We start from the raw sequence: 24,096 nt of genomic DNA on the forward strand, positions 1-24,096 counted from the left end.
AATCCGATGGTCCGCATCCTTCGCAAAATCAAATCAGCGGCGGTCAACCCGCTGAAGTCGTCGCAGCCGCTGGGTGCCGCCTTCGCTTTTCTTGGAGTCGAGGGTGCGATGCCCCTGTTCCACGGCGGCCAAGGCTGCACCAGCTTCGCGCTCGTGCTCTTCGTGCGGCATTTCAAGGAAGCGATCCCCTTGCAGACAACGGCGATGGACGAGGTGGCAACCATACTCGGCGGAGCGGACCATCTGGAAGAGGCGATCCTCAACCTCAAAACCCGCACAAAGCCAAAGCTGATAGGGGTGTGCACGACCGCCCTGGTCGAAACCCGTGGCGAAGATTGCGCGAGTGATATCGCCAACGTCAAGCTGAAGCACGTGGAAGAGCTCGCGGGTACGGAGGTCGTGCTGGCCAACACGCCGGATTTTGACGGCGCGATCGAAGAAGGCTGGGCCAAGGCTGTCGCGGCGATGATCGAAGGGATTACACGGTCGGGCGCACGGACCCGGCAGCCGAAGAAGATCGCGATCCTGCCCGGATGCAACCTCACTGTCGCTGACGTCGAACATTTGCGTGACATGGTTGAAAGTTTTGGTCTCAGGCCGGTTATTCTGCCGGACGTCTCCGGCTCGCTCGACGGCACGGTTCCTGACCGCTGGGTAACGACCACCTATGGCGGCACCAGCGTCGAGGAGATCCGCGAGCTTGGCACGGCCGTGCAATGCATCGTCATCGGCGAGCACATGCGCCGCCCGGCGAAAGTACTGCACGGGTTAACCGGCGTGCCGTTCGCGGTGTTCCAGTCGCTGACCGGATTGAGGGCTGCCGACCGGTTCATCTCGCTGCTGTCGGCGGTTTCGGGCGCGGCGGTACCGGCCCGCGTTCGCCGTCACCGGGCGCAATTGGAGGATGCATTGCTCGACGGACATTTCCATTTCGGAGGCAAGAAAATTGCGATCGCTGCTGAACCAGACCAACTCTATCAACTCGCAACCTTCTTCACCGGCATGGGCTGTGACATCGCGGCGGCGGTCACGACGACCGATATGTCGAAGATTCTGCAAAAAGTACCGGCGGAGTGGGTTCAGATCGGCGATCTCGGCGATTTGGAAGCTCTTGCAGCGGGCGCGGATCTTCTCGTAACACATTCCCACGGTCGCCAGGCGTCGCGACGCCTTGGCATTCCGCTCATGCGCGTCGGCTTCCCGATCTTCGATCGGCTCGGCAGCCAGCACAAGCTCAGGATCCTCTATCGGGGGACCCGCGACCTGATCTTCGATGTTGCCAACATCTTCCAGGCCAACCAGCACGCGCCGACGCCTGAGGCGCTTGATCCATTCCGGAAACGAGAAATGCCAGATGAGCTCCGTTCGTCGCCTCTCACTCGTCACTGACGAGGTTCACGCACTGATGACGGACCGACGGGCAGGCGCATTGCGCGTAGCCATCGCCACGCAAGACATGACGAATCTCAATGCCCATTTCGGGTCGGCCAAGCGCTTTGCTGTCTACGACGTGACGCGCGAGGAGTGGCATCTCGTGGAAGCCGTGGCCTTCGATGACGTTTCCGATGAGAGCGGGAAGCGTCGGACCGAGGGCGATGACCGCGTCACGCCGAAGGTGGAGGCGCTGAAGGGCTGCCATCTGCTGTTTTGTCTGGCCATCGGCGGGCCTTCGGCAGCCAAGGTTATTTCGGCAAAAATCCATCCAATCAAGGTGCCGCAGCCACAAACCATCCAAGAGGTGCTGTTGCGCACGCAGATGATGCTGAGAACGTGCCCTCCGCCCTGGCTGCGCAAGGTGCTGGCCGAAGCTGGTGTCGCCGAAAAGAAACCCTCCTTCGAGGATGAGGACTGAAACAAGGAAAGAGCAAAATGTTTGAAGTCGCGATCAGCCCTGCTGTCAACGATGACGAGGCGGCCCTTGCCAGCCCGTTCGTCAAATGCCTCGTGCGGCTGATCCTTGCTCAAGATTCCCACGGGTCGTGGGACGGCAAAGCGGACGCCGAGTTGCTGGCCGACTTCATCGTCAGCAAGGAACGGCGTCGTACGATCCCAATCATCGGCGATCCCGATCCGGACGTGCTGTGGAGGCTCGACAAGTTTTACACTGCCGTCGCCCTTGCGATCGAGGAGCGCTCCGGCCTGATGGCATCGCCGATGATCGAAATGAGCTATGAGGGGTTCGGGCGCGTGCTTTTCACCGCCGGGCGGCTGGTCGTTTTGTCCAAGACCGTGCGCGACGTCCATCGGTTCGGCTTCGAGACGTTCTGCAAACTCGCCGCCGCCGGTACGAAACTGGTCCACGATGCCATCGCAGCCATCGACGCCTATCCCGAGGTGGCACGGGCATGAAACCAATTTTCGAGCAAGAGGATCATGTCAGGCCTTGAGGAGCCGCGATGGCCAGCCCACGCGGCCGACGCGGTCGAGGCCAATGTGGTTCTCGGGGTAGCGCTGATGAAGCCACTCGTCCTGATCTGTTCGCAAGATGCGGAGTTCTATCTGTTCCTCAGCCACATACTGGAGGTGGACGGCTTCGTCAGTGAGCCGGCAGGCGGCGCCAAGGAAGCACTTGCAAAGGCCGACGAACGGGAATTCCAGGCCGTGGTGCTGGACTGCGGTCCAACGAGCCTTACCGGGTCCGCAATCTGCGCCCGCCTCAAGCGGGAACCCCGGACCGGCGGCCTGCCCATCATTGCCCTGATCGCGCCCGGCGCCGAGAACCAGCACCTTGATCTGTTGAAGGCCGGCATTGACGAGAGCTTTGTGCGGCCAATGGCGCCGGCCAAGCTGCTCGATTATCTGCGGACGAGGCTGGCGCTGCCGAAGCCGGGTTCAAACGGGATTGAAAACGACAGCTGGCTTTCCTATGGCAGCCTTGAGATGAAGCTCGATGCCCACCGGGTTTGCGGCAATGGCCATGACATCCATCTCGGACCGATCGAGTTCAACGTGCTGCGGCATTTGCTGGAGGCTCCCGGCAAGGTCTTCAGCCGGGACGAGCTGATCGGCGGGGCCTGGCCGGCCAATATCCATGTCGGTCTACGCACAGTCGATGTCCATATCAGTCGGCTCAGAAAGGCACTGGAGACGGCCTCGACCGGTATCGTCATTCGTACCGTCAGGTCGGCCGGCTACTCGCTCGAGAAGCTGGACGGCTGAATCGAGTGCCGGGTCTGGTGCCACTCCCTTTTCCTCGCGCTGTGAGCCGGTCTTGCGGCCTGAAACGCCCTCATCGAACACTCAGGAAGAAGCAGGAAAATGGGCTTTAAAACGGTACTCTGTTTGACCGGCGCTGACCATTCCGATCAGGACGTCAGAACTGCTGCCGGCTTGTGTGCGGAAATCGGCGCGCACCTTTCCGTACTGATTATACCCGCTCCGATGCTCCTTATGTCGCATCGGCGGATCGGAGATGGTGTCCCAGAGTGGCCGGTAGCACGTGGACAGGCAATTGCCAGATTGAACGATCGGTTTCGGCAAATCGATCGATTTACACAGAACGCGGTCAGACTGGAAAAACGCTCCAGAGATATTCAGAAACTGCTGGAATCTATGTCGCTCGCCTATGACGTTGACACCGACTATTACGATCCGGCCAGCCTCGGTGAAGTGGCACGACAGCGGGCGCTCTGCGCCGACCTCACGATCATCGGACCGGGGCTCCTCAACGACGAGAATCTCGGACCTCCTGTGGTCAACGGCTGCTTGTTCGATACGGGAAAGCCGGTGCTCGTTGTGCCGAAGGGGGCTGAGGCGACGCTGTGGCCACGGCGCGTCCTGGTCGGTTGGGATTCGCGAGTCGAGGCGTCCCGTGCGGTTCGAGAAGCGCTGGGCCTCCTATGCGTTGCTGAGGAAGTTCGTGTCGCCCTGGTCGATCCGAAGGCCAACTACAACGGGAACGGCGCGGAGCCTGGAGCCGACATCGCTGCCTATCTCACTCGGCACGGCGCTCGGGTGTCGGTTGACCTCCTGCCAAGTGCCGGCAAATCGGCGGCCACGGTGCTTGCGCAGCACGCAATCGACATTTCTGCGGACATGATCGTCATGGGCGCCTATGGCAGCCGTCGGCTGCGTGAGCGGCTCTTTGGCGGTGTGACCAGATGGATCTTTGAAAAGCCGACATTGCCGCTGTTTTTGGCTCGATGACGGTTCCGGACCCGCACCGATGCCGTTCAAAGCTCTACTGTGACGCCTGCATTCATACGTAGATGGGCTCCATCGAAATAATCGATCTTACGAAGAGTAACGAACATGAAAAGCATTGCTCGGGAGGCGACGCCCGCCGGAAATCTCTCCAGTCATGCGCGAGGCGGAGGTGGAACGGCCAGAGCGTGACCAGTGTCAGCCTCGACAATGGCGACAGGCTGGAAGTCGGCATCGTCGTCAACTCAGCCGGGCCGAATGCCGGCACGGTGGCTGCCATGGCGGGGCTGGTGTTGCCGGTCGAGCCGCGCAAGCGCAACGTCTTCGTCTTCGAGGCGCGCGACAAATATTCTGATATGCCGCTGCTGGTCGATCCCTCCGGCATCTATGTCCGTCCGGAAGGCTCGGTCTACATCACTGGCGGCGCCGAGCCGGAAGAGGGAGACGGTCCCGCCGACCCCGGCGATTTCGAGTCCGACTGGCCGCTGTTCGAAGAGGTGATCTGGCCGGTGCTGGCGATCCGCATTCCCGCCTTCGAGGCGATCAAGCCGACACGCGCCTGGGCCGGCCATTACGACTACAACACGCTCGACCAGAACGCGGTGATCGGCCCGCATCCGCAGGTTAAGAATTTCCTCTTCGCCAATGGTTTTTCCGGCCACGGCCTGCAGCAGGCGCCGGCGGTCGGCAAGGCGCTGGCCGAGCTGATCGTGCACGGCGGCTACCGCACGGTGGACTGCTCGGCGTTTGGGTACAGCCGTGTCGCTGAAGGGCGGGCGTTCAGGGAATTGAATGTGATCTAATGCTGGCGGGACAGCCCCCTCTCTGGCCTGCCGGCCATCTCCCCCGCAAGGGGGAGACCGGCAGCTTCACTGGCGGCTCCAAACTTCTAGCCTTGGAGATTGGCGAAGGCAGCGATGACGGCCAATCTCCCCCCTCGCGGGCGCGGTCAGCGGGGTCCTTGCTTTTGGCGATGCATGTCGTGGCTGGACCGGGTGAGGTGAGTTCGGCCCAGTCTACCCAGCCTCTGCGCCCGCCCCGAAGCCGCTCGCCCGCTCAGCGCTATGAGGGCGCGCTCGCGAGCGGCTTCGCGAACGCTGCGCTACAGCACGTGTAGGGACGCGACCCCAGTGAAGGCATGCTCCAGCGTGGCTTCGCCAATTCCGTTTCGTTGGCCCCCCTCAAGCCGGTCTTCCAACCGAAGGCCGAATGTGCCAATTCGCCAGCCAACTCCATCAACGATTGTCTAAATCCGCAACCTGGGGCGGTTCGCTCGAGCTCGTTTGCTTGAGCACGGCACGGACGGGATCGCGAGTACGATGCCGCGGAATGGCAACGCACCCATGCTTGGGCACGAGGGCCCCAAGCCAACGCGCATCGCGCCAATCGGCGTCGTCACGTTCGAGATACATCACCGGCTGCTCGGCGCTTTTACGCTCGCATATGCGCCGGCACGCCGCTGGCGATCGATGACGCATCTGCCGACGAGGCCGCTCGTTCCACGAAAAAGCGATAAGCGCGAGATCAATGAGCAACCTCGTCGGGATCGAAAAGAGCGCTAAACCGGGTTGCTAGATCAATCCAGGGTGCCGCGTCGCCGCTCTCTGAAGCTATTCGAACGACCGCCGCCAGATAATCGGTAAAAGCCTTCAGTCTTATGGCGCCTTGCTCTGAGAGGCAGTCGATGGCGTCAAGCCGCTGGTAAACGGCAGCGAGCATATGTTGCACCAAAAGCAGGGAGGATGGGCAAGGGCAATCGCTCTTACTCGCGAGGCGCCTGCACTCGCTGCAAAGCGGCGGAATGTCCTCTAAGGCTAGGTCGCTGGAAAGACGTTGTATGAGATTGTCAGTGGCGTTCCTTGTCGAGAAGCCGTCCACCAGCTCCCCATCGCGTTGGTTCAATGAGATATCACCGTAAAAGTTCATGGTTCTTCCTTTCCGATGGCGAGGCTAGGCTTCCGCGAGATAGTCGTGGACTACCTTCCCGAGCGCGAGCGTGAGATCTGCGACGAGGTGTAGTGCCGAGACTACTTCCAGCACCGGCAGTTCGGCGACGGGGGCAAGCGCATGCGACCAGAGGTTCAGGGCTGCCGGGCCGGTCCAGGCGCCCCTCAAATGGACGTCCTCTAGATGATATTCCACGAGCTCACAGATGCGCGGCGTGCCGTCGACATGCGGGATAATTTTGAGGAGGAAATTCGGTTCAGCGAGCGAGGCCCTCACGCTCGCGAGGTCGGCGGCTCGGTGCTTGTAGCCCATGGTACCCGTCGCGACGCGGACCGGCCCGTAGTCCAGCGTGCCAACAAGGGTATCCGTCTCCGTTCGGAGCGTTGGGCTAGCGAGCTTCTTGGGAAAGCCCCACAACTCGCGTCCGCCCGCTATCGGCGGATGGTCGTCGAGAAACATGCAGTGGGTATAGCTCCCCCTGCGGCCACAGAAGGAGACAGGGATGACCTGTCCGCCTTCGGTGTAGTCGCCGAAGCCCGTCGAGTCCGGCATGCGAATGAACTCGAACTTGACCATAGGCTCGCACACCTGAAGCGGCTCCGGCACAAGGTCGCGCAGTTTCTGCGGATCGGTGCGATATGTGATGATCAGATACTCCCGGTTGCGGAAGCGATATGGGCCGGCCGGGTAGGCCGGGCTGGTCAGGGGCATGGCGAAAGCTTTCCCACGGACGGTATCTTGGTGCATGTTTGAAATTCCTTTGTGCTGGATCAGGTGGGCTTAGATCGGTCTGCATGATGGCGGCGAGGCCCTCCGAGGTGCTGTCGTAGCCATCGCGGACGCGGTTCCAGGGCTCCGGTTGTGATCGAGAGGCAAGATTCGAGGTAAAGTGATTTTGTTCCTTATTTGAAGGCGCTGCTTCCCGTCTGCCCTCGTGGTAGGAGGAGGTGGAGTGGTGGCCAGCTCCGATTTGTCCTCATGACGGGGTTTGCGGATCGACGCGCATGCGCCATGCCAAATGAGAAATCGTTCGGTGCCCGCAGGACAGACGGCCTCGGCGAGCCAGTCGAGAGAGAAGGTCTTCGCCTCACGCGGATCAGATACGAATTCCCGAGCACTGCGGTGATGTAGCAGGAAGGCCTGCGACGCCACCAAACCTCTGTCGCGAAAACATGGAGGTGACGCGGTATCCGCCGTCTAGCCAGACAGCATACGCAGCATCCGGCAGCACGCACTCGACGGCCTGGCCCCATCGCCGGCTTCAGGAGAAAAGATCAGCTATGAGCCGGCAGGCAGTCGCTGCACGCGGCGGTCAGGTCGTGTAGATCTTCCGCGCACACAGCCGGCGCCGAAATGATGCTAGATGATGAGCCGACGCCAACATTACCGCAGGGGAGACAGCCAAGTCTGTCCTCAAGCGTCTGAAATGCATGTCCAAAAGCTGACAGCGACAAAAAACATGTCTGGTCCAAAACCACCGGCCGCCTTGGGCGTGAGGTTTCTCGAAGCCTACTCGTGCAGTTGCTGCGGCTAAGCGCGCTGGCACGGCCTTTGCTGGAGATGCTGCAATATTGAGTGGGGGCTGACCGCATAAGAACGCGAGACGATTGATGGTCTGCTGCGCCATCTCGGCGGCGCGCCCGCTCAACGGTCACGGCTACACCTTTGGCAATGGCTGACGCGCGACTTTGCGGTTGCGCCGCCTTGCCGCGCCGATGCGCCCAAAGTTCGTTGATAGTCCGCTCGGCAGATTGAGGAAACCGGCTGTTGACTGCTGCCCAGGCGGAGATGGCTGGGCTCATTCGGACTGTCTTGACCGTCGGTGTCATGAAGCCAAAGACATCATACTGGACGTTATGCATGACCAAGACGAGTGGGAGTCACAACGAATGATTTTACCGGAACTGCGCTCTGCTATCCCAGCCGGCAGAGTTTTGGAGATAACGACGACCACAGGATGCATCGTGGGATGTTCATATTGTCCGCAGGACAAGTTCGCTGACCGGCAAAGAAAAGTATCTGATACGAAGCATCTTAGTCTTGGAGATTTCAAGCGCTGTCTGGCGCGCGTACCAGCCTCCGTCGACATTAGTTTTGCCGGGTATTCTGAGCCATGGCTCAATCCGGATTGCACCGAAATGGTCGAGCACGCTTCCGCCAAAGGCCACGGCATCAGGATTTTCACGACGCTTGTGGGAATGAAGGGGCAGGATCTACAACGCTTGCAGGCGCTGCGGTTGGGGGTATTCGTGGTTCATGTTTTTGATGATGGCGCCCACATGAATAGCCGCCTTGTCGGAGACAAGTATCGCGATTTGGTTGGTCAACTCGTCGACGCCGACGTCCCTTCGATCCGATTCGTGGTTTTGGGTGAGCCCCATCCCGATATCGCCGACATTATCCCTGCCCAAGCCCTAGTTCGCGCGCGACCGGTGAGCAGCAGGGGTGGAAGCGTAGACCCTAAGATTGTAGAACCACGGCAGCCAGTCGTCGGAGCGCTGATATGCGTGGACGAACGGCAGTATCGGAATGTACTCCTTCCAAACGGCGATGTTACTCTCTGCTCCATGGATTTTGAGCGGCGTCACGTATTGGGCAACCTTCTATGCGACGAATATGGCGATCTCTTTAAAAGCCCAGTTTTTTGCGAAATCGTCGATCGCATGAATGGAGCGGCTGGTTTTCTGCTTTGCAGGATGTGTGAATTTGCCGATCCAAACGATAGAACTGACTGACGCCGGCTGACCGCGGCGGGCCTGAAATGCCGACGTCCCCGAAACGGCAAGATGCACATGCCCGCGAAGTCATCGTGTTTTCACGTCACGCTAACACGATCCCGTAGGCGCGGCAGTCGGCCTCGACCATTTCCGAGACGAGCTCATCGTAAGTGGTCTTCGGCTTCCAACCGAGTTTGGTCGGCTGCCTTGGAGGCATCGCCGATCAGCGGGTCATCCTCGATTGGCCCGTAACAGCGTTTGTCGATCCGGATCAGCGCTTGATTACTCATGCGTTCACGGCCCACCTCGTCAACGCCTTCGCCCTCCCAGACGATCTCCTTTTCGACTCGCCTGAAGGCAAGCCCGGACAAAGGTGCGGACCGTGTGTGTCTCGCCGGTTGGCAGCACGAAATCGTCAGGTTGATGCTGCAAGATGCGCCACATGCCCTCGACATAGGCGCGCGCCGAGCCCCAGTCGCGCTTTGCTTCCAGGTTTCCGAGATAGAGACAGTCCTGTTTGCCGGCCATGATCGACCCACCGCACGCGTCACTTTGCGTGTTGAAAGTTTCGCCGCGCGTCGGCCCTTCGTGATTGAACAGGATGCCATAGAGCCCGTATACCTCCCGGTAGTTCATGGTGATCCAGTAGGCGTAGAGCTTCGCCACCGCATAGGTCGAGCGTGGATAAAACGGAGTGCTCTCCTGCTGCGGGATGCCCCTGGACCGAAGCAAAGAGTTCGGAAGTTGACGCCTGGTAGAACCGCGTTTCTTTATCGAGACGAAGAATGCGGATCGCTCAGCAGCAGCAGCGTGCCGAGCGTATCGGCATTGGCGGTGTATTCCCGGTCCCGAAGGAGACTGCACGTGGCTTTGCGCAGCCAGATTGTAGATTTCGTCCGGCTGCGTTTCTTGCCGGAGACGGATCAGGTTTGCCGCATCCGTCGTGTCGCCGTAATGCAGGACCATGTCGGGATAGTCCTCATGAGGACCTTGATAACGGATATTCCTTTTCAGGGATCGACACTCGGCGCCGGGCCAGTCCTCGATGACGGCCGTGTGGAAAGTGCCAAGAGCGCCTGCAACGCTATGAAAGTCGAAGAGTACGATTGCGTGCAAAAATCGGCGCCGGGGCAAGGTTTCGGCCTCAATGTCGGATCCTCGACAGGATTGCGAACCTGCCTTCCGTTGCCTTTGCTGATGTTTTGCTCTGGCACGTTCGATGCAGGGGACCTCCCGAAAGCAGCAGCGGAGGTCTTCTATGATCAAACCCACGGAAAAATGCTGTCGCCGCATTGATGACCGTGCCCTCGCTGGTCGCCAAGCAGGCCGAAGGTCGGCTCATCGCGGTCGAGGCGGGCAACTGAGCCCAATTGCAATGAGGGATAGGTTGCAAAAGGATGTCACTGACCACGCGGGGGTCATCGAGGCGGGATTCTCGATGCCAGCCACGCGCAACATATCGCCGGCATGAGTGCCGATCTCATCACGGAGCGGGAATCCGCGGGCGTCACACCCGATACTACGAACGCGCGGACAAGCTGTCGCAAGTCCGGCGGTGTCGACGATGCCTGCGGGGAGGGCAAGCCCAACTGCCATGGCCCACATTCGCTGCGCACAGCGTCTGTTTGGGAAAGGTCAGTAGGAGCAAGACAACTGGATCTCTCTTGCATTGGGATCGGTGCTGGCCCGTCCAATTTGAGCCTTGCGTGTCAGATACACGAGCAAATCGGGCACGGGGCACTGTTCTTGGATCGGCAAGTCGACTTCCGCTGGCATCCAGGCAGTGCATTCGATTCCTCAGAACTCCAGGTCAGCCACATCAAGGATCTGGTCACGCTGGTGAATCCGCGATCTGGCTACACCTTCATAAACTACCTGCACGAGAACGGGCGTCTGTATCACTTCCTGAACGCACAGTTCGATGCTGTGCTCAGGGCTGAGTTCGAGCAATACCTGAACTGGGCGTTCCGCAGAAACCCACTTGTGCGCGGCGGCGAGACCGTCCGCGAAATACGCTATGATGGCGAGTTTCGGGTGCGGACGGACGACGCAGTTCTCAGTGCAAGAGACCTGGTGGTCGGCATCGGCAAGCAAGCGCGGATTCCACCTCAATTTCAGGGCTGGATCGGACGCAACCTGTTCCATTCATCCGATTTGCTGCACATCCATCCTGAGGTGCGACATAAACATGTTTGCGTCGTTGGTGGCGGCCAGTCGGGAGCCGAGGTGCTGTTGCATTTGGTCGGTGGGCCAAGAGAACGGCGGCCTGCCTCGATCACCTGGGTCTCGCAGCGCGAAAACTACCTGCCCCTCGACAACAGCCCGTTCACAAACGAGTTGTTCATGCCCTGTTTTTCGGATCGTTTTGCGGCCATGAGCGAGCCGCAGCGCAAGCTGTTCCTGCGGCGTTTTGTGCTTGCCTCGGATGGCATTTCGGACCGCACTTTGCGCGCCGTCTACCAGGCGCTGTATCGCCACGAATTTCTTGAGCCAGACCTATGTGACATCGCACTGCGGCCGGGTTGCAACGTTTCGCGCTGCATCAACGCCGGCGCGGGTCATAACTTGACGCTGCAGCGCGGCTTGGGAGACGTCGAAGAAGTCACGGCCGATATCGTCATCCTGGCCACCGGTTACGAGAACGCCGTGCCAAGCTTTTTGGAACCGATGGCGGATCGGCTGAAACAGATCGACAATGAGTTGGTCATCGACGAGGATTTTTCGGTGTGCTGGGATGGACCGCGCGACAGACGCATCTTCGTACAGAACGCCAATCCCGGGCAGCGCGGGCTGGCCGATCCGAACCTAAGCCTGCTGGCCTGGCGTGCGCGGCGCATTCTCGACAGCCTTCTACAGCGCGCGCCGTGCGCCAACCCCGTGCATTCTGGCTTTATCAGCCGTACCTCCGTCGAGAGCTGGCCCGACCCATTAGCCGAAGAAATGGGCAGCGGGATATGACTCGTCGACTGCTGATCGTCGGCGGTGGCACCCAAAGAATAATGTCCGCCTCCGCTGCGGCGAAGGCCGGAGCCCGCTCCGAACTCATCGAACCTGCCCTTGGACCTATGGGTGCATCGCTTTATTCTGCGGGCGTGCATTTGCCCCACGGTCGTCGAAACCGCACCAGGTCGCTCACTCGAAAGTGCGCAGTGGCCCTGGCGGCCATGGCTGCGTCGCCGTCAGTGGAGGCTTCCGGCTCGTAGCGAAGCCTGTGGTGGCTGGACCGGGTGAGGTAAATGATCGGGACGAGCTTAGGGAACCCCTAGGCCCGGCGTGGCCTCGGATGGGCAGTCTGGCGCCGAACTTCTGCGGACAGTACCCGTTTTTGAGCATCGATGGACCCGATGCCAGCGACGTGCCCTCCCTGATCGCCCGCCCCGAACGGGAACTTGTCGCAAAGATTCGCGCTGCGCACGGCTTGCGTTGCGTCAGGCTGCACGAAGGTCGTCTTTCGGGCAGTCGCACCATCAACAGCATGCCCGGCCGTGACTACTATGCAGACGGACCGGATCGACAGACCTTTACGGGCCTGGGCGATCTCTCCATTGAGGAGGGACAACAAAGCCTTGCAATCCACCCGGAGCGGAACGCACTTAGCGCCGCCGTCTGCATGCCGTGGAGTATCGTCTCCGTGGTCAGCGCCCGACTGCCCCTAACCGGAATGTTTGACCAACCACTCTTTCCAACAGGAGGCTTTTCGCATGTTGACCGATGCACAAATAGAAAAGTGGAAGAAAGATGGATACGTCAGGCTCGAGAGGTTCTTCGATCCCGCGGCTCTGGAAAGTATTTCCAAATTTTGTTGAAGACATATCACGCGGGGATGTCAGCGATGATAAATGGCTCATGTGGTTCGAGAAAACGACTGATGATCGAAAGATCACCTCTAAGGCCGAGAATTTTCTGGACTTCCATGACCCATTGCGTCTTCTCCTCTTAGAAGATCAGCGCATAAACTGTGCGGTCGACGATTTGCTTGGCGAAGATTCGCGCAGACTCAAGGAGTTGCTGATCTTCCACTATCCCGATAGCGGCGGTTATCGCCCGCATCAGGACATTTATCACATTCCACACAGGCTGCCCGACCGGATGGTCCATGCGATCGTTGCCATAGGCATTGACGATTCCGACCCGGACAACGGCGGCCTTTTCTTCAGTCCCGGCAACCACAAGAAGGGGATATTTCCCATGGATGCCGGCGGGGTGATCGATCCTAAAGTCACCGAAATGTTTTCCTGGGAACCCATAGTATGGAAGGCTGGCGACATCTTCATCTTCGACGATTACGCACCGCACTACTCACAACCGAACAAAAGCAATCGTTCTCGGCGGACGCTCTACTTGGTGTTCCAGCGTGCTTCAACCGGTGGACCGACCCGCGCTGAATATAACGTGCTTAAGCGCGCCCTTAATCCGCCAGAGGGAAAAGTGGCCGATCTCGACAACCTCAAGCCCCCAAACGGCATTTTCTATCGCGATTGAGCTCACGGAACCAGGCGGGGCCATGCATACGAAACTGATCGACGGCTTAAAAATGCGCGGAGAGCATGGCGTTCTGATTGCCCGCTACTGGACCTCGCCCGCAGTCCGTTACGACACTTCGTTATGTCGATCGTGCAGGTGTCGCCGGGCAGTCTTCTGTAACGCCTAAAGCCCCGCTGCCGCCCGTCGTCGCCCGCCTGGCCCCAGAGCCGGATTATTCTGACGGAGGCGGCCAACGTGTCGGGCTACCGCCTCTCTTCGCAACTTGCAGCAGAGGCTGTTGCGTTGGCAGCCGAAGATACCACTGCGTCAGCTGAGGGCCGTCATGCGGAAATCCACGTTTTCTCGATCGGAGCTGTCGCGGGCGTTCGGTATCGACATGGCTACGCTTGGGACGGGAAGCGCGGGCACCGGGTTTTCATTTGGCAAGGTGGCACCGGGCGTCACATCCGAGCCCCATCGGCACGACGAAATCGAGGCCTTCGTGGTCCTGTCTGGAGCGGGCAAGGTCAGGACCGACCTTGGGGAAATCTCGGTCGCAGCCGGCGATGTCGTTCTGTTCCATCCTTTTGAAGCGCATGTGCTGCACAACGATGGGGTCGAAAACCTAAACTTCGTCGATGTCTACTGGCGCGACGGCAAAGCAGCCCTCGAAGCTGCTGCACAGGTCGCGATTCCCCGCGGGCCGATCTTCGTCTTCTCCACGCCGCCGACGCCTAATGGCGATCTGCATCTGGGGCATCTTTCTGGCCCTTATCTTGGCGCCGATGTCTACACGCGTTTCCTGCGCATGAAAGGGGTCGAAGCCTATCACCTGACTGGAAGCGACGATTACCAGAGCTACGTCGCCGCGCGTGCTGATGCCGAGCAATCGACGCCCGCAAAGGTGGCGCGCCACTACGCCCATGAGATTCGAGCCACGCTTGCGCTTCTCGACTGTGAGGTCCACAGCTTCCTCCCGACTTTGGGCGATAGCGCTTATGCAGAGTTTCAAGCCGCGTGTTTCCGTAGTCTTCTGAGCAGCACGGCGGTAGATCTGCGCCAGAGCCCTGCGCTCTTCGATGCTGTGACAGGCGACTACCTTTACGAGCCGGATGTAAGCGGCCTCTGCCCCGATTGCGGCAGCTCCGCTGGTGGCAACATCTGCGAGGAATGCGGCGCACCGAACCTATGCCACGACCTAGATGCAGTCCGGTCGCGGCACTCGGCCGAGGCGCCGGTGGTCGGCTCCGTGCGCCGTCCCGAACTTGCGCTGGAACGGTGCTACGACAATATCGACCGGCATATAAGGGCGTCGGGCGCCCCCGTTCGGATCATGGACCTCTTCGCGCGTCTACGCCGACGTGGCGACTTTTCCGTGCCCATCACCCACCCCTCGGACTGGGGCCTGCCGGCCGAGGCGCTCCCGGGGCAGGTGATCTGGGTCTGGCCAGAGATGGCGTTTGGTTTTCTTTACAACATCCAGGCGCTAGCTACATCGCTCGGTCGAGACTGGAACGCTGCCCTGCCCAGCAATGACTGGCAGATTGTCCATTTCTTCGGCTTCGATAATTCCTTCTACCACGCCCTGCTTTATCCGGCGCTTTATGCTGAGGTCTTCTCCCACTGGACCCCGCGCATCCGGTATCATGTGAACGAGTTCTACCTGCTCGACGGCCAGAAGTTCTCGACCAGCCGCGGCCATGGGGTCTGGGGCAAAGAGGTTCTGGGCCCAAAGACAGTCGATGTCGTCCGTCTTCATTTGGGCCTGACACGCCCGGAAGGTGAGCGGACGAACTTCACGCTGGACGCGCTACGCCGCACCGAGAACGAGGTGTTCCAAGGAATCTGGCTGAATTGGCTTGATGCGCTGCACCGGGAAATCAAGCAGGACTTTGGCGGCTGTGTGCCCGACGCAGGCGACTGGGCCCCCGCCGATCGCGCTTTCTTTGCTCGGATAGAGATCCATCGCGCGGCGATGGAACGCGTCTATTCGGACGATGGCTTCTCGGTCCGGCGCGCGGCCGCGCAGGCCTGCGATTTCGTCAGCGATTGCGTAGTCTACCGACGGGCGCAAGACTATGAGGCGGCGCGACGTCTCTATCCCGCCCGCACCCGCACGTCGCTCGCCCTTCAGACGACGGCCGCTGCAATCCTGGCACAGACACTCGCGCCGCTGATGCCCCGATTTGCCAGCACGCTGGCGCGAGGTATCGATGGCGTCTCGACCGAAACATGGCCCACGTCCGTCCGGCGCCTTGCGCCAGGAACGACCTTTGATCTCGGACCCGTGCTGGGCTTCTACGCCAGAGCAGACATTCCTGCACTCAATGAAGAGGAGGCATAATAGCCCATCGTAGTTTCGACCAGATTTGGGCCGCAATCAAAGCCGATGATGCCGAAGCTTTACTCGCGGCCACTGGCTGCCGAAGGCCACTCCCAGACCATAGACACAAACACTGGCCGGCCTTAACCAACAAATCGTCGAGACGCTGGCCCGCGCCTTGGAGGATCGCTCGGTTGACAAGCGCTTGCCATTCGTGCGGCAAATGCCGAGCGGGCTGCACTGCGCTGACCAACTTTCTCGGAATCGCGGAATTTCCGACCTATAGCCAGCCGGTCAAGAAGGTCATGCGGTTCGGGGCGCTGGGTCGGCCTAGCTGTGCGCGCCCGCGCATCGCCGGCGGCGAATGATGCTAGATGAGCCGACGCCAACATTACCGCAGGGCAGACAGCCAAGCCGTTCTCGCCCTCAAGCGTCTGACGCATGATGCGTGTCCAAAAGCTGACAGCAGCAGAAAACATGTCGGGTTCAAAACAACCGGCCGTCTTGGGCTTGTAAGGTTTCGAGGCAGAATCATGCATTTACTGCGGGCAAAGCGATGGCATGACGTTTGCTGGTTGAGATCGGCAATACTGAGTGAGGGCTGATCGCATGAGAACACGCAAGACTTTGATGGTCTCCTAACCGGTGTGTTCCGTTCTGAGAGAAGAACCAGCTCGCGCATAAACGTCAGGAAAGGTGTGGAATGGAGAACAACATGTTGCGTAGAGAGTCCCCGGCTCCTCTGATCAAAGTGGACGACTGGCTGCGTGGCGAACCTCTCACGAACTTTCAGCCCGGCAAGGTGTCGGGATGACAAGTGGAATGGAACCCTGGTCAATCCGCCCATTTTCTGCGGCGCGCCCGCAGTAACTATGTCCATGGAGCACAGGGTCGATCGTTCGCTCCAGGTCAGGGCTCGGACCTTAGACTTCCAACCGAATAGCCGCGGCCGCGATATTCGACGCGAATTTGGCCCGTCGTTGAAGATGTCACAGTCCAGGTCCTGTTCAAGGTCGGCCACAGGGGCAGCATTTACGTGGAATCGGCCTGGCCAGGCTGGACGTCGGCTGCGTAAGCGAGCCCGAAGTCGGCGTAACCGAAAGCAGAAATCCTCCGTTGAGGACGAGACCTGAAATTGAGGAAACGAAATGTCTCACGCAGCGCTTGGCCCTGCCGTCAACAAGGATGGCGAGGCCCTTGCCCGCCCGTTCGTCAAATGCCTCCTGCGGCTGATCCGTGCTCAGGATTTCCACGGCTCATGCCAACGGAAATCGGACACCGGGCTGCTGGCCGATTTCATTATCACCGAGGAACTGCGCCGGAATATCCACTCATTGGCAATCCGGATCCGGACGCGATGTGGAGGCTCGACATGTTTTAAACCTTAGTGGAGCTGGCGATCGAGGAGCGCTCAGGCGTGATGTCATAGTCAACAACAGAAATCAAACCGACCGGTGCTTTCGGACGCGTGCTTTTCACCGCCGGGCAGTTCGTCGGTCTGTCGAGGCGTCTACCGGTTCGGCTTCGAGACCCTCCGGAAACTCGCGGATGCCGGCGCCAAACTGGTCGATGCGACTGCAGCTATTGCCTATCCCGACGTGGCGCGGGCGTGAAGAAACCGGTTTTCGAGGAAGGATCATGTCAAACTTGGATGAGATGGCGAAGAAAGTCCGAAAGCTTCAACTGCGCGCGGCAATTGCCAAGACGAACTTGCGCGACCTTGCCGAGGGTCTCCCGGTCAAATGGATTGAGATAGAGGAAGTCGCCGAGAAAACGCATGCCGTTTATGCCGAGTTGGATGGTGCCAGGAGAGAGCTTGCCAAAATGAAGACTTTGCGATGAGGAGCAAATTCATCAGCCGCGACGGCTCCATATGGGTGCCTGAATATCTGATCGCTATCGATGGCAAGATCTGTATCGGCTGCGGCCGCTGCTTCAAAGTCTGCTCGCGCGAGGTCATGCATCTTTACGGCGTCGATGACGCGGGTGAAATCCTCGGCGCCTGCGACGCCGATGACGACGATTTCGACGGTGAGCTCAATCGTATGATCATGGTTGTCGACCATGCCGGCCGCTGCATTGGCTGCGGAGCCTGCGGCCGCGTCTGCCCAAAGAACTGCCAGACCCATCTCGCGGCCGACCAGATCGCAGCATGAGCTGCATGATTTGACGAGACAAAATCAGGAGAACGCCATGCGCTTCATCATCTTTTGTCGGCTCCTCGGGCTAGTCCTGTGCGGCAACGCTGTGACGGTTTACTTCGCCTCGCATTCGTTCCGTCTAGCAGTCGTCACGACGCTGGGCTGTTCGCTACTTCTTCAGCTGGGCTATTTCGCAAGTGTCCTCTTTCTGATTTGGCGATCGAGCTGCGCTGGCAAAGCCGGGCAAGGGGCTGAGCTTTTCGATAGGTCCCAGGAAGTTCGGTACCAGTCGCGCGACGATGAGCATAGGAATGAAACTCAAGATGTGCCCCAGCGCAATCAAACGCTCGGCATATCGCTGCTCCTCCCTTGAGGCGCCGTAACAAGATCAGAGCTCAGAGTCATCCCTTTGTTCAAGTTTGATTATTCAGGCCATGGTTCCCTGGTAAGGTCGAAGGCGACGGCATTCTCATCGTTCTACCGCCCAGGGGAATGCAGTTTCGGTTCTCCGGGCGGATTCGCCGATGACGGTCCTGTGTTTCGGCGTGCGATTTTGACACCTGAGGCGGGGAATCGGCGTCCAATTTTGACCCCCGGTTGGAGAGCGCCCTAGGGGTGGACACTGATCAGGCTGCGGTTTTGCGCGTTTGCCGGATGGGTTGATCCTCGCGATCATCTGCGCGACCCATTCGCCGCGCCGTCTCTCGTGGCCGCTTGCCCTCTTGAATTGAAGGTACAGACATTTCCTCTTTTAAAAGCGACATCCGCCCTGTCCGTCAGCCGGAGAACGTCGGAGCTAAAACCCGGTCACCACCAGTTCGCCAGGTCGAAATGGCAGCGAACGACCTTGCGGGGGCGCTCGGATTCAGGCGTAGGTCGATGCCGAGAGGCACGTTCGGCATTGTCCGATAACCGACAATGTGGGGTATGCAACGTCGAGGAAGCTGACTCTTGGGTGTTTTTTAAATGCTTTTTGGCTTGGCACGGTACATGCTCGTTATTGCGCAAAACGCACGGATTGAGTGGTCCCACCGCCACGAAAGTCGCTAGCTTACGCCACCTCCCAAGGCGAACCCGGCCCGGCAGGGAGCTCCGTCTCTGCCGGGCATGCCTTTCAGACGACTCGCGTTCAGAACAGCAGCAAGTTCACGTCCGCAACACCGACACAGATTACAATCAGTTGCTGGATACCGCTAGGACCGACACGCTCGTCAACTACAATCCGACGACTTACGGCCGCAGCGAGGCCAGCCCTTCGAGGGCATTGGCACCCGTTTCGATCAGGTAGACGAGCACTTCGATCCAGCAGCTGAAACTTCTGTGAGGCGTTGAGCGCCACAAAAATCGCCTCGCGGAATTCGGCTCGGCAACTGTGCGGTTCCTGCCGGTCCAATCGCAAACAAGAGCCACTGCGTTTTTATCGAAGTCTGTTGGTTTGGCGGTCTGGCTGCACTTGCAAAGCTAGCAAAAACGCAGATGCCGACCGCGTGTCGTCGTAGGTTTCCTAGGCGATGGTCGCCTCATCGCAGCATGCCGACATGTGGATCGCTTCGTTTGAATCGCAAGGAGAGCGCTGGAAATCCCCAAAGCTCTGATGGGTGGTCGGAGAGCGCGGCCGACCAATCCAAGCAGCGCTTATGGAACGAGTTTTGCGTGGCTATTTCAGCTGAATGGTCATCGCCGGAGAGAATATGCTGGAAAAATTCGAGCGTTACCCGCTCACCTTTGGACCCACACCCATCGAGAAGCTCGACCGGCTCGGCAAGCATCTGGGTGGCAAGGTCGAAATCTACGCCAAACGCGAGGACTGCAACTCCGGTCTGGCGTTCGGCGGCAACAAGCTGCGCAAGCTCGAATATATCATCCCCGACGCGATCGCGTCAGATGCCGATACCCTTGTCACCGTCGGCGGCGTGCAGTCCAACCATACGCGGATGGTCGCCGCCGTTGCCGCCAAGATCGGCATGAAATGTCTCCTGGTCCAGGAGAGCTGGGTTCCACATGAGGATGTCGTCTACGACCGGGTCGGCAACATTCTCTTGAGCCGCATCTTGGGCGCAGAGGTACGTCTGGTCGACGATGGCTTTGACATCGGTATCCGCCGCAGCTGGGAAAAAGCGCTCTATGAGGTCAAGGCAAGGGGCGGCAGGCCCTATGCGATACCGGCCGGGGCGTCTGTTCACCCGAATGGAGGCCTCGGCTATGTGGGGTTCGCGGAGGAAGTGCGCGCCCAGGAGGAACAGCTTGGGTTTGCCTTCGATTACATGGTCGTTTGCACGGTCACCGGTTCAACGCATGCCGGCATGCTCGTCGGATTCGCCAAGGACGGTCGGCAGCGCAACGTGATCGGTATCGATGCCTCTGCGACCCCGGCCAAGACCAAGGCGCAGGTGCTTAGCATTGCCCGACATACAGCGACCCTCGTCGAGCTCGGATCGGAACTTGCCGAGGATGACGTGGTGTTGCTCGAGGACTACGCGCACCCGCGGTACGGCATTCCATCCGAGCAAACCAAGGAGGCGATCCGTCTGTGTGCGCGGCTCGAGGGTATGATTACCGATCCCGTCTATGAGGGCAAATCGATGCAAGGGATGATTGACCTCGTCCAGAAAGGCTTTTTTCCAGAGGGCTCGAGGATTCTCTACGCGCATCTCGGCGGCGCGCCGGCCATCAACGGTTATGGCTACACCTTTCGCAATGGCTGATGCTCGACAGACCTCCACGTGCTGTGCCTGCCGTAACAGCGCTGCGCCAAGTTTGACCGAAGGCCCGTTGGCAAACTTCAGCGGGCAGCTGTTAACTGCCGCCACGACGTGGGGTCGTGGTGCTGGCATGCTTGGCAGCATTTGCCTGTGCTCAATGTGTCCCGGAGCCGCATAAGAAGGGAGAAGACATGGCCGTTTGACTTTCTTGTCATTTTGCGGGGCCGCGATAATCGCCGTAAATTTGATAAATTGTAAGCTACCGAAGATGTCGCGCAGGCGCGGAGGTATCTACTTGAGCAGGTTTGGAAGCTGTGACCAAGCGTGCTCGAGCGGGTCGTCGTCGGCGAGCACATCGCCGGACACCCCCAGCGCGGCGGTGAACTGGGCCAGCATGGGTGAGGGAGAGGCGTCCCCCGCGACGTGACAGCGGGCAGTCGGTATCCGGCTTAACGAGGGCTTGCTCATACCTATTGCGAGCGTCGACGAGACTGTCGTTCCTTCGGCAATTTTGACCGAAACGGCGCATTCAGCCGGCGCGTTGCCTTCGGGCGGGTCGTCCACCTCGCGCTCTTTTAGCACTACGTGCGGAGGGGGTTTGGGGGCTACGACGTAGCTGAGCCGCTCTATACGGAGGGGCGCGCGCGGCGAGGCGACGATGAGGTTGAGTTGTCCCCCGATCGCCTCTACGTAGCTCTAGGTGTCGACAGATACATATCGGCCTGTTGCTCGATCTTCGAGACAGAGGGCTGGTTGATCTTGAGGGACAAGGCAATCTCCGCCTGGGGCTTCCCAGCCGCACGGCGCAGCTCGCCGTTCGACCTCCGTCCTTTAACTCTTCGAAACGTGCGTCGACACGCTCCCGACGCTCCTCGGGGAGGGCTGCGATCACGTCATCAAGCCTGCGTTGTTCGCCGGCCAGCGGAGATGCCCTTGATGGCATTTGTCCAATGGCGTGTTGATTGGTGGCCCGGAAAGGGAAGTCGCATCTGGCCATTGCCATCGCCCGGGCGCTCATCCGCGACAGCAGGCGCGGCTACTTCGACGGAACAACGACCGCACTGCTCGATCCTCTCACGCATCATTGCGAGATCATCGAAATCGGACATGAATCCTGGCGCTCCAAGAACCGCACCTGATCACCACATGGCCCAAGACGATCCGCGCTCGCCGGGCTTCGCAACCCGGACCAGCTCCGCCCGGCGAGCGCTAAACGCGATGCGCTGCCGCCAATTTTTACTGGGATATTCGCTGCGGCCAAGCAAGAGGGACATCTTCTCAAAAAAAGCAAAACTGGGCTCATTATCGATGTAGCACCGCCAAAGTGCTCTATTGGGTGCATTTGCAGAGCGCGATTGACGAGTATCTGGGAGGGTTTTGCGCCGAGCTGGAACGGTCCGTGCAGTCCAAAATGCGTTCATAGGAAATATGATCACTTGGCGAAAACGGCTGTTTGACCCGGATCTTTCTTTCAGTGGCTGAGCGGAGTGAGATTGGTCGATGTCTGCATCGTCATGGGTGTTGCAATCAACGATGCCCAAAATGGCGAGCAGCATCTGGCGGTCAAAGCCCTCAAGGGATTTGGCGGCCGAATCCTTGCGGTGGTCGACGACTTAGACAGGGATACTTATCGCCCGTCCATGCCGCTTCGCTGGTGTGATCTGCATCTTTGCTTGCAGAAGAAGGGCAGGGACACGCCCAAGTGCGAAGTCGACCTCGTTACAGCGATTGAAGGTGGCTGAGACGCACGATCGCGAAAACTATCGGAAAGGAACACAGTCATGACTGAAGAATCACCGGCGAAATGACCAGCGGCAACGTATTTGCGGATTTGGGCTTTGACAATTCCGAAGAGGAATTGCGGAAAGCCAAGCTCGCCCGTGAGATCCGCGCCATCATTATGCGTCGGCGCCTCACTCAAGCCAAATCAGCGCAATTGCTTGCTATGAAACAGCCCGACATATCCGCCGTAGTCATGGGCGAACAGGGCAAGTTCTCTATAGATCGCCCGATGCGCTGCCTCGATCGACGCGCTTATAAGGTGGACGTTGTGGTGCGCCACAAGCCGCGCAAATCGGCGCCGACGGCCGATGCAGCCTAATCATTGGCGGAAGCGTGGGGTCCAGCTCTCGACAAGATAGGCTTCCTCGGAGATTTCCATCTCCTCGTCCTCTGGCCTATTTCGGTGGATACGAGGACCATGAGTGCCGAACTGCCCTTGCGCCCCAGTTTTATCCGGACGACGATGGCTCTTCCGATTCTTAAGTCCAAATGCTCTCTGGCGTGAGGATCTCGAACGGAACGATCCGCTGTTCGATTAGCCGTGTGTCCGTACGTTCGATCATGCGCAGCATTACGTCGATGAGTTCTTCAGGCATCCTGTCGACGGGATGGCACAAGGAAGCAGTAATCAAGCCTTCGCTCAATCCCTTGCGTGTCTCGGGCCCGATGTCTCGGCAGACGACCCGGATTTTGCACTGCTGCTCCGCAGCGAGCTCGCGCATAGCACGCAGGACGCCGGAAATGCCGCCGCCATTAACGAAGATGCCCCGGAGCTCCGGCTCCTCCGCTATCAGCCTGCGAACGATTGCATAGGCGTTCTTCGGCGCCTCATGGGTCAGCAGGGTTTCGCTGACGTGGAACTCGGGCGCGTGCTCGCGCATATAGGAGCGAAAGCTCGCATCCGAGATGTCTTGGAACTGATAACGGTTGCTGCCGATGAGAGGAAAGACCTTGCCGGGCCGACCGGACGTCTGGCTGATAAACCATGCTGCGGTGCGGCCGGCCTTCCAGTTGTCGGTCCCCACAAAGCCGGCCCGGCTGGCGGCGGACAGGTCGGTGACGTAGGCGATCACCGGAACGCCCTTGACGCGCAACTCATCAATCGCCTGGCCGACGAGCGGGTGATCGGCCGAGATCACCGCGATTGCATCGGCGCTTCCGCCCATCTTGAGCAGATTGGCAGCGACCGCTTCTGGGGAAGGGTCGTCCTGGAAGAGCATGTCGGGCTCAATAACCGCATCTGTGCGTCGCGCGCAGGCACCTAGAAGCGCCTCGGCCCAGATCCGGCAGAGCGGCCGGTGCGATTGCTGCATGAGAAAGCTCAAGTGCCGATGCGGGAGATTGTCCCGCCTGCGTTCGTGCAGCGGCCCCGAACTGCGGAAGCCGATCTGCTGCGCTGCGCTCAAGATGAGGTCGGCCGTCTGCGGTCGCAGTGTGCCAGTTCCGTGCAAGAGCCTATTGACGGTGGAAACACTTACGCCCGCGGCTTTCGCCAGATCGGCGATCGTTGGTCTGTTCATCAGCCGCCTCTCATATGCAATTCGTGAATGACTTTCTTTCAAGTGCAAAGGCCATGTCTGCGCGAAAGAGGCGTAGGTCTCCGGATCCTTCGTGGAGAGGCCTGACATGTTGCACGAAATCTCGGCGCCGCCTGACGCCAATCGGCAAGATTGTTCGCCCGCGGCCGCCCGCCCGATGGCACCACGCGCGCTGCGGGTGTGCGATCCGAAGCCGCGCGGCGCGCTGCAACGCGAAGGCGCCAATCTGGCTGACGTCAACGGACAGTGCTTTCTGGACCTCGACAACACTTTCGCCATTCTGATGCATAGGGATGGCTTTGCCCCCGGCGCTTAATGCGGTCGCGCGCATCCTTCATG

At 59.6% G+C, this 24,096-nt stretch carries 22 protein-coding genes and 4 pseudogenes; 20 read left to right on the forward strand and 6 right to left on the reverse strand.

Features of this window, described 5'->3' with window-relative positions; all coding sequences use genetic code 11:
• Positions 1 to 6 precede the first annotated feature (6 nt).
• From nifN to J1C56_RS23575, 6 genes and pseudogenes are all read left to right on the forward strand, one after another.
• Complete coding sequence (gene nifN / locus J1C56_RS23550) at positions 7 to 1,389, forward strand: nitrogenase iron-molybdenum cofactor biosynthesis protein NifN (protein WP_214392457.1); 1,383 nt, start codon at positions 7 to 9, stop codon at positions 1,387 to 1,389.
• Positions 1,355 to 1,852 (forward strand): nitrogen fixation protein NifX, encoded by a 498-nt coding sequence (nifX, locus tag J1C56_RS23555; RefSeq protein WP_214392458.1) that lies wholly within the window; start codon positions 1,355 to 1,357, stop codon positions 1,850 to 1,852. Before nifN ends, nifX begins: the two co-directional genes overlap by 35 nt.
• Positions 1,853 to 1,869: 17 nt before the next feature.
• A complete protein-coding gene (locus J1C56_RS23560) occupies positions 1,870 to 2,349 on the forward strand; it encodes a NifX-associated nitrogen fixation protein (RefSeq protein ID WP_214392459.1) in 480 nt (159 codons plus the stop codon).
• Positions 2,350 to 2,373: 24 nt separating this feature from the next.
• Positions 2,374 to 3,159: a response regulator transcription factor gene (locus J1C56_RS23565; protein ID WP_136617667.1), complete on the forward strand. Its 786-nt coding sequence runs from the start codon at positions 2,374 to 2,376 to the stop codon at positions 3,157 to 3,159.
• A gap of 99 nt (positions 3,160 to 3,258) precedes the next feature.
• Entirely contained in the window at positions 3,259 to 4,146 is an 888-nt protein-coding gene (locus J1C56_RS23570) for a universal stress protein (RefSeq protein ID WP_214392460.1), read from the forward strand.
• 176 nt (positions 4,147 to 4,322) lie between these two features.
• Positions 4,323 to 4,946 (forward strand): annotated as a pseudogene (locus tag J1C56_RS23575) (NAD(P)/FAD-dependent oxidoreductase); the annotation flags it as partial.
• A gap of 721 nt (positions 4,947 to 5,667) precedes the next feature.
• Here J1C56_RS23575 and J1C56_RS23580 read toward each other — a convergent pair.
• Both J1C56_RS23580 and J1C56_RS23585 read right to left on the reverse strand, forming a co-directional pair.
• Positions 5,668 to 6,069, reverse strand: coding sequence for a hypothetical protein (locus tag J1C56_RS23580; protein WP_214392461.1), 402 nt, complete (start codon positions 6,067 to 6,069; stop codon positions 5,668 to 5,670).
• A gap of 24 nt (positions 6,070 to 6,093) precedes the next feature.
• A complete protein-coding gene (locus J1C56_RS23585; RefSeq protein ID WP_214392462.1) occupies positions 6,094 to 6,837 on the reverse strand; it encodes an acetoacetate decarboxylase in 744 nt (247 codons plus the stop codon).
• Between the two features lie 1,142 nt (positions 6,838 to 7,979).
• On the opposite strand from J1C56_RS23585, the gene J1C56_RS23590 reads away from it, so the two are divergent.
• A complete protein-coding gene (locus J1C56_RS23590) occupies positions 7,980 to 8,825 on the forward strand; it encodes a radical SAM/SPASM domain-containing protein (RefSeq protein ID WP_246591839.1) in 846 nt (281 codons plus the stop codon).
• Positions 8,826 to 8,968: 143 nt separating this feature from the next.
• Here J1C56_RS23590 and J1C56_RS33020 read toward each other — a convergent pair whose 3' ends face one another.
• Both J1C56_RS33020 and J1C56_RS23595 read right to left on the reverse strand, forming a co-directional pair.
• On the reverse strand, positions 8,969 to 9,112 hold the full coding sequence (locus J1C56_RS33020; RefSeq protein WP_338001491.1) for a hypothetical protein: 144 nt from the start codon (positions 9,110 to 9,112) through the stop codon (positions 8,969 to 8,971).
• A 4-nt stretch (positions 9,113 to 9,116) separates the two neighbouring features.
• On the reverse strand, positions 9,117 to 9,773 hold the full coding sequence (locus J1C56_RS23595) for a GDP-mannose 4,6-dehydratase (RefSeq protein WP_246591843.1): 657 nt from the start codon (positions 9,771 to 9,773) through the stop codon (positions 9,117 to 9,119).
• Between the two features lie 15 nt (positions 9,774 to 9,788).
• On the opposite strand from J1C56_RS23595, the gene J1C56_RS23600 reads away from it, so the two are divergent.
• The 9 genes and pseudogenes from J1C56_RS23600 (at position 9,789) to J1C56_RS23640 (ending at position 20,440) form a co-directional block, all read left to right on the forward strand.
• A complete protein-coding gene (locus J1C56_RS23600; protein ID WP_214392464.1) occupies positions 9,789 to 10,103 on the forward strand; it encodes a hypothetical protein in 315 nt (104 codons plus the stop codon).
• Positions 10,104 to 10,460: 357 nt separating this feature from the next.
• Positions 10,461 to 11,765, forward strand: a complete 1,305-nt coding sequence (locus tag J1C56_RS23605) for a lysine N(6)-hydroxylase/L-ornithine N(5)-oxygenase family protein (protein ID WP_214392525.1) — start codon at positions 10,461 to 10,463, stop codon at positions 11,763 to 11,765.
• A 743-nt stretch (positions 11,766 to 12,508) separates the two neighbouring features.
• Positions 12,509 to 13,289 (forward strand): annotated as a pseudogene (locus tag J1C56_RS23610) (phytanoyl-CoA dioxygenase family protein).
• Positions 13,290 to 13,614: 325 nt separating this feature from the next.
• Positions 13,615 to 15,615: a class I tRNA ligase family protein gene (locus J1C56_RS23615; RefSeq protein WP_214392465.1), complete on the forward strand. Its 2,001-nt coding sequence runs from the start codon at positions 13,615 to 13,617 to the stop codon at positions 15,613 to 15,615.
• A gap of 1,127 nt (positions 15,616 to 16,742) precedes the next feature.
• Positions 16,743 to 17,207: pseudogene (locus tag J1C56_RS23620) on the forward strand (DUF269 domain-containing protein).
• A 25-nt stretch (positions 17,208 to 17,232) separates the two neighbouring features.
• Positions 17,233 to 17,436 (forward strand): CCE_0567 family metalloprotein, encoded by a 204-nt coding sequence (locus J1C56_RS23625; RefSeq protein ID WP_027033222.1) that lies wholly within the window; start codon positions 17,233 to 17,235, stop codon positions 17,434 to 17,436.
• Positions 17,433 to 17,750: a ferredoxin III, nif-specific gene (gene fdxB, locus J1C56_RS23630; protein WP_202296272.1), complete on the forward strand. Its 318-nt coding sequence runs from the start codon at positions 17,433 to 17,435 to the stop codon at positions 17,748 to 17,750. Before J1C56_RS23625 ends, fdxB begins: the two co-directional genes overlap by 4 nt.
• A 37-nt stretch (positions 17,751 to 17,787) precedes the next feature.
• The gene (locus tag J1C56_RS23635; protein WP_172374730.1) at positions 17,788 to 18,108 is read left to right on the forward strand and encodes an exopolysaccharide production repressor protein; all 321 of its coding nucleotides are present in this window, start codon (positions 17,788 to 17,790) and stop codon (positions 18,106 to 18,108) included.
• 1,318 nt (positions 18,109 to 19,426) lie between these two features.
• Entirely contained in the window at positions 19,427 to 20,440 is a 1,014-nt protein-coding gene (locus tag J1C56_RS23640; protein WP_214392466.1) for a 1-aminocyclopropane-1-carboxylate deaminase, read from the forward strand.
• A gap of 288 nt (positions 20,441 to 20,728) precedes the next feature.
• Here the strand turns inward: J1C56_RS23640 and J1C56_RS23645 are convergent, their stop codons facing one another.
• Positions 20,729 to 21,001 (reverse strand): hypothetical protein, encoded by a 273-nt coding sequence (locus J1C56_RS23645; protein ID WP_214392467.1) that lies wholly within the window; start codon positions 20,999 to 21,001, stop codon positions 20,729 to 20,731.
• Positions 21,002 to 21,489: 488 nt separating this feature from the next.
• On the opposite strand from J1C56_RS23645, the pseudogene J1C56_RS23650 reads away from it, so the two are divergent.
• The 3 genes and pseudogenes from J1C56_RS23650 to J1C56_RS23660 all read left to right on the forward strand — a co-directional run.
• A pseudogene (locus J1C56_RS23650) lies at positions 21,490 to 21,576 on the forward strand (ATP-binding protein); the annotation flags it as partial.
• A gap of 354 nt (positions 21,577 to 21,930) precedes the next feature.
• Positions 21,931 to 22,179, forward strand: a complete 249-nt coding sequence (locus tag J1C56_RS23655) for a type II toxin-antitoxin system RelE/ParE family toxin (RefSeq protein WP_246591849.1) — start codon at positions 21,931 to 21,933, stop codon at positions 22,177 to 22,179.
• Between the two features lie 62 nt (positions 22,180 to 22,241).
• Positions 22,242 to 22,538, forward strand: coding sequence for a helix-turn-helix domain-containing protein (locus J1C56_RS23660; protein WP_214392468.1), 297 nt, complete (start codon positions 22,242 to 22,244; stop codon positions 22,536 to 22,538).
• A gap of 160 nt (positions 22,539 to 22,698) precedes the next feature.
• On the opposite strand, the gene J1C56_RS23665 is transcribed toward J1C56_RS23660, so the two are convergent.
• Positions 22,699 to 23,739 carry a LacI family DNA-binding transcriptional regulator gene (locus J1C56_RS23665; protein ID WP_214392469.1) on the reverse strand — a complete coding sequence of 347 codons (1,041 nt, stop codon included), beginning with the start codon at positions 23,737 to 23,739 and terminating at the stop codon, positions 22,699 to 22,701.
• A 106-nt stretch (positions 23,740 to 23,845) separates the two neighbouring features.
• Between J1C56_RS23665 and J1C56_RS23670 the strand changes: the two genes are divergently transcribed.
• Complete coding sequence (locus J1C56_RS23670; RefSeq protein WP_214392470.1) at positions 23,846 to 24,073, forward strand: hypothetical protein; 228 nt, start codon at positions 23,846 to 23,848, stop codon at positions 24,071 to 24,073.
• Positions 24,074 to 24,096 lie beyond the last annotated feature (23 nt).

The organism is Aminobacter anthyllidis (assembly GCF_018555685.1).
GTDB lineage: Bacteria > Pseudomonadota > Alphaproteobacteria > Rhizobiales > Rhizobiaceae > Aminobacter > Aminobacter anthyllidis.

Bases quoted from the DNA above. Each gene is read 5' to 3' on its own strand.
- J1C56_RS23665 (WP_214392469.1), bottom strand. From the start codon at position 23,739: ATGAACAGACCAACGATCGCCGATCTGGCGAAAGCCGCGGGCGTAAGT.
- J1C56_RS23640 (WP_214392466.1), top strand. From the start codon at position 19,427: ATGCTGGAAAAATTCGAGCGTTACCCGCTCACCTTTGGACCCACACCC.
- J1C56_RS23565 (WP_136617667.1), top strand. From the start codon at position 2,374: ATGTCAGGCCTTGAGGAGCCGCGATGGCCAGCCCACGCGGCCGACGCG.
- J1C56_RS23600 (WP_214392464.1), top strand. From the start codon at position 9,789: ATGAGGACCTTGATAACGGATATTCCTTTTCAGGGATCGACACTCGGC.
- J1C56_RS23660 (WP_214392468.1), top strand. From the start codon at position 22,242: ATGACCAGCGGCAACGTATTTGCGGATTTGGGCTTTGACAATTCCGAA.
- J1C56_RS23570 (WP_214392460.1), top strand. From the start codon at position 3,259: ATGGGCTTTAAAACGGTACTCTGTTTGACCGGCGCTGACCATTCCGAT.
- J1C56_RS23595 (WP_246591843.1), bottom strand. From the start codon at position 9,773: ATGGTCCTGCATTACGGCGACACGACGGATGCGGCAAACCTGATCCGT.
- J1C56_RS23635 (WP_172374730.1), top strand. From the start codon at position 17,788: ATGCGCTTCATCATCTTTTGTCGGCTCCTCGGGCTAGTCCTGTGCGGC.
- J1C56_RS23670 (WP_214392470.1), top strand. From the start codon at position 23,846: ATGTTGCACGAAATCTCGGCGCCGCCTGACGCCAATCGGCAAGATTGT.
- nifX (WP_214392458.1), top strand. From the start codon at position 1,355: ATGAGCTCCGTTCGTCGCCTCTCACTCGTCACTGACGAGGTTCACGCA.
- J1C56_RS23590 (WP_246591839.1), top strand. From the start codon at position 7,980: ATGATTTTACCGGAACTGCGCTCTGCTATCCCAGCCGGCAGAGTTTTG.
- J1C56_RS23585 (WP_214392462.1), bottom strand. From the start codon at position 6,837: ATGCACCAAGATACCGTCCGTGGGAAAGCTTTCGCCATGCCCCTGACC.
- fdxB (WP_202296272.1), top strand. From the start codon at position 17,433: ATGAGGAGCAAATTCATCAGCCGCGACGGCTCCATATGGGTGCCTGAA.
- nifN (WP_214392457.1), top strand. From the start codon at position 7: ATGGTCCGCATCCTTCGCAAAATCAAATCAGCGGCGGTCAACCCGCTG.
- J1C56_RS23625 (WP_027033222.1), top strand. From the start codon at position 17,233: ATGTCAAACTTGGATGAGATGGCGAAGAAAGTCCGAAAGCTTCAACTG.
- J1C56_RS23560 (WP_214392459.1), top strand. From the start codon at position 1,870: ATGTTTGAAGTCGCGATCAGCCCTGCTGTCAACGATGACGAGGCGGCC.
- J1C56_RS23580 (WP_214392461.1), bottom strand. From the start codon at position 6,069: ATGAACTTTTACGGTGATATCTCATTGAACCAACGCGATGGGGAGCTG.
- J1C56_RS23615 (WP_214392465.1), top strand. From the start codon at position 13,615: ATGCGGAAATCCACGTTTTCTCGATCGGAGCTGTCGCGGGCGTTCGGT.